The sequence below is a fragment of the Capnocytophaga sp. oral taxon 326 str. F0382 genome (assembly GCF_000318295.1).
GTDB classification, from domain to species: domain Bacteria; phylum Bacteroidota; class Bacteroidia; order Flavobacteriales; family Flavobacteriaceae; genus Capnocytophaga; species Capnocytophaga periodontitidis.
Genome location: NZ_KB291364.1, coordinates 1 through 3,462, shown reverse-complemented (window position 1 = coordinate 3,462; position 3,462 = coordinate 1). Strand labels below are relative to the sequence as shown.

General features: G+C 39.3%; 5 protein-coding genes. All 5 read right to left on the bottom strand.

What is annotated here, in order from left to right:
• Positions 1 to 161: 161 nt before the first annotated feature.
• The 5 genes from lipB to HMPREF9073_RS01585 all read right to left on the bottom strand — a co-directional run bounded on the left by lipB (position 162) and on the right by HMPREF9073_RS01585 (position 3,388).
• Entirely contained in the window at positions 162 to 860 is a 699-nt protein-coding gene (lipB, locus tag HMPREF9073_RS01605) for a lipoyl(octanoyl) transferase LipB (RefSeq protein ID WP_009412234.1), read from the bottom strand.
• A complete protein-coding gene (locus tag HMPREF9073_RS01600; protein WP_009412233.1) occupies positions 838 to 1,713 on the bottom strand; it encodes a neutral zinc metallopeptidase in 876 nt (291 codons plus the stop codon). The genes lipB and HMPREF9073_RS01600 overlap by 23 nt, the downstream gene beginning before the upstream one ends.
• A 305-nt stretch (positions 1,714 to 2,018) precedes the next feature.
• A complete protein-coding gene (gene rlmH / locus HMPREF9073_RS01595; protein WP_009412231.1) occupies positions 2,019 to 2,492 on the bottom strand; it encodes a 23S rRNA (pseudouridine(1915)-N(3))-methyltransferase RlmH in 474 nt (157 codons plus the stop codon).
• A gap of 44 nt (positions 2,493 to 2,536) precedes the next feature.
• Positions 2,537 to 3,001 (bottom strand): macro domain-containing protein, encoded by a 465-nt coding sequence (locus HMPREF9073_RS01590; RefSeq protein WP_009412230.1) that lies wholly within the window; start codon positions 2,999 to 3,001, stop codon positions 2,537 to 2,539.
• Between the two features lie 15 nt (positions 3,002 to 3,016).
• A complete protein-coding gene (locus HMPREF9073_RS01585) occupies positions 3,017 to 3,388 on the bottom strand; it encodes an SMI1/KNR4 family protein (RefSeq protein WP_009412229.1) in 372 nt (123 codons plus the stop codon).
• Positions 3,389 to 3,462: the final 74 nt, after the last annotated feature.

Here is a 3,462-nt window from a genome sequence, read left to right as displayed (position 1 = left end):
GGGCGTTTGCAAAACGCCCCTACATAACATACTTCAAAAAATTATTGATAATCAGAGTGGTCTACTTTGCCAAAGGTCGTAGCACGACGAGCAATTAAAACTTTGGCAAAGTGTAGCGACGCAAAAGCGATTTTGAGACTTTTCAGATAGTCTCTTTTTTTTTATATAAATTCAGCTTCAAACATTTCTTTGAAATGCTTTAGGATATGCGATTTTACTTCGTCTATATCCACTTTATCTTTGGCTAATTCTACATTTAGTGAGGTTACTGCCTTACCGCGAATTCCACAAGGGATAATATTATCAAAATATCCCAAATCAGTATTTACATTTAGGGCAAATCCGTGCATCGTTACCCAGCGGGAACAGCGGACACCCATTGCACAAATTTTGCGAGCAAAAGGAGTTCCTACATCAAGCCAAACGCCTGTTTCACCTTCACTGCGCTCTGCTTTGAGAGCATAATCAGCAAGAGTGCGAATGATCACTTCTTCTAAAAAGCGAAGGTACTTGTGAATGTCAGTAAAAAAGTTATCTAAATCTAAAATAGGATAGCCTACAATTTGACCAGGACCGTGATAGGTGATATCCCCTCCCCTATTAATTTTATAGAAAGTAGCTCCTTTTTTCTTTAATCCTTCTTCATCAATAAGCAAATTCTCTATATGTCCGCTTTTGCCCAAGGTATAGACGTGAGGATGCTCTACAAAGAGAAAATAATTATCGGTAGGTAAGTGAGTGTTATTAGCTCGGTTATTTGTTTTCTGATCGACAATTTTTTGAAAGAGGTTTTCTTGATAGTCCCAAGTTTCTTTATAATCTTTATTGCCTAAATCTCTAACGATTACTTGTTTGTTCATAAATAGTTTGAATATTACCCTGACGGATGTCGCCAGTGTTATAGCCTTTGGTAAACCAATATTTTCGTTGTTCAGAAGTACCGTGAGTAAAGGAATCGGGGACTACGTGCCCTTGCATACGTTTTTGTATAGCATCATCACCTACAGCATTTGCGGCACTAAGTGCTTCGTCGATATCATCGGTATCCAAATATTTTTGATTGTGGTGCGCCCAAACTCCTGCATAGAAATCGGCTTGCAACTCTTGAGCTACAGACCATTTATTGGCAGCAGCCTTGGAAAGCCCTTGTTGTTTTTGGCGTACTTGCTGAGAGGTACCCAAGAGCGTTTGAATATGATGCCCCACCTCGTGAGCCATCACATAAGCGATAGCAAAGTCACCGCCTTTAGCTCCGAATCGAGATTTGAGTTCTTCAAAAAAGTCCATATCCATATAGAGCTTTTGGTCGGCAGGGCAATAAAAAGGACCTACGGCTGCCGTAGCATTACCGCAACCGGTGCTGACATTTTCGGTGAAGAGTACTAAGGTAGGTTTTTTATAGGTACCTAATCCATTTTGAGCAAATACTTTTTCCCAAACATCTTCGGTATCAGCGAGTACTGTAGCCGTAAATTCGCCTATTATTTTCTGTTCGGCAGTGAGTTCTACACGTTCTACTGCTTGTTGTGTTTGGTTACCACCTGCTACTTGGTTTACAACAGAGGCTACTTGTTGTCCTGTTTCGCCACCAAATAGTTGCAATAATACGACGATGATACCGACGATACCACCGCCAGCGATAAGTCCGCCTTTGCCGCGCATACCACGGCGATCGTCAACATTACTACTTTGACGTCTTCCTTCCCATTTCATAGTTTTTTCTTATTTTGAGTTTTCGGGGGCAAATGTAGTAATAATTTGTGAATTTGCCAATTTGTGAGGGAGAATTGTGCGAGCCGCACAGGCAAGAAATTTTGGTAAAGTGTAGCGATGAGAAGGGAGGAGGGAGAGACTTAGAGAATCTCGGAGAATCGCTAGGGGAGGCAGACGGGTTGGATGGAGGGAGTGTTTTTTTGAGAAATTAGACGGGTTGGACGAGTTAGACAAGTCGGACAAATTAGACGGGTTGGACGGGCAGACGGGTTGGATGGAGGGAGTGTTGTTTTGAGAAATTAATATTATTGATGATGATAGGGCTCATTACGGAGAATCGTAAAAGCACGGTAGAGTTGTTCTACAAAAAATAGGCGTATCATTTGGTGTGAAAAGGTGAGTTTGGAAAGTGACAACTTGCCATTAGCACGGTCGTATACTTCTTTTGAAAAACCATAAGGTCCCCCAATCACAAAGGTGAGCTGCTTGATGCCGGCATTCATTTTCTTTTGCAATTCATCGGCGAAAGCTACTGAAGTAAACTCTTTGCCACGTTCGTCTAAGAGTATCAGATGATGAGACGAAGCTACATTGCCGAGGATAAGCTCCCCTTCTTTTGCTTTTTGTTGCTCTTCCGATAGTGATTTGCTATTCTTAATATCGGGCAAGAGTTGCAATTCAAAATTGATGTAATACGAAAGTCGTTTTTCATACATATCAATAAGCTGTTGCAAAGCAGGATTATCGGTCTTGCCCACCGCGAGAAGTTTGATGTTCATTATTTTTCAGGATAAAAGCTAAAAGGTAAAAAATAAAAATAAGGTTATAAATCACAAACAAATACTTCGATGTTTTTCCTTAAAAGTGTTTGCCTTATAAGTTTCTCAATTCTGTCCCAAGAGCCTCCTGCCAATCCGCAACCTATGCGAGGCATTTGCACTTTGGCATTTATTTCATAAGCAAAATCGGCTATTTGTTGCAAACCTTTTTTCACTGCCTCATAACGAATAGGCGGGTCACCGTTTTCATCTTTATATATGTTGTGTTGCCCAATGAGATTTGCAACCCATATCTTCTCTTCTACCGATACAAATTGTACCTCTCCTAAGGCAAAATCTTCACCTTCTTTATACCATTGTTTGTATTGTTTTTCGGGGTATTTCCAGCGTTTGGAAAGTGCTAACACAAATCCCTTTCCCCAAGCGCCTATATCATTACAAATATGGGCGATAACAATGTTTCCTTCGGCTTGTGGCACCGTAGCATCTGTTTTTAAATAGTGTATCATCGCTTAAATCTTTTGTTATTCTTTATCTATAAGTTTTGCCTTTGAAATAATTTTATCAAAACTATCTGCCACTTTATCAGTAGAGTCATCATCAAGCCAATATTCCCATACCGAAAAGTCAGTAAGGTCAAAATACAATCGGGCGTCATCGTGCGAGCTGCCAAAAGTAAAAGTATGTTCAGCATTAGGAGCCGAAAAATACTTAAGCAATTCCCATTGATAATAATCTCTGCTTATATAAGAAAACAAATTAGCAAAGCTCCAAAGCTCTATTTCTCTACCTTCATATTCATATAAACAAAAAAACTCAAATTGCGTAAGAACTTCCTTATAAGAATCAGGAAGATTAAAGTGTTGAATTCTTTTTAATTCAGAAGCTTTACTCATATATTATGGCTTTAACTATAATGGCACAAAGGTAATATTTTTTCACTTGTGTTTATCAAAATGTGTTAAAATTT

What these genes read in the sequence shown, in the direction of transcription:
- HMPREF9073_RS01600 (WP_009412233.1), bottom strand. Translation starts at nt 1,713, where the DNA reads ATGAAATGGGAAGGAAGACGTCAAAGTAGTAATGTTGACGATCGCCGT.
- HMPREF9073_RS01590 (WP_009412230.1), bottom strand. Translation starts at nt 3,001, where the DNA reads ATGATACACTATTTAAAAACAGATGCTACGGTGCCACAAGCCGAAGGA.
- lipB (WP_009412234.1), bottom strand. Translation starts at nt 860, where the DNA reads ATGAACAAACAAGTAATCGTTAGAGATTTAGGCAATAAAGATTATAAA.
- HMPREF9073_RS01585 (WP_009412229.1), bottom strand. Translation starts at nt 3,388, where the DNA reads ATGAGTAAAGCTTCTGAATTAAAAAGAATTCAACACTTTAATCTTCCT.
- rlmH (WP_009412231.1), bottom strand. Translation starts at nt 2,492, where the DNA reads ATGAACATCAAACTTCTCGCGGTGGGCAAGACCGATAATCCTGCTTTG.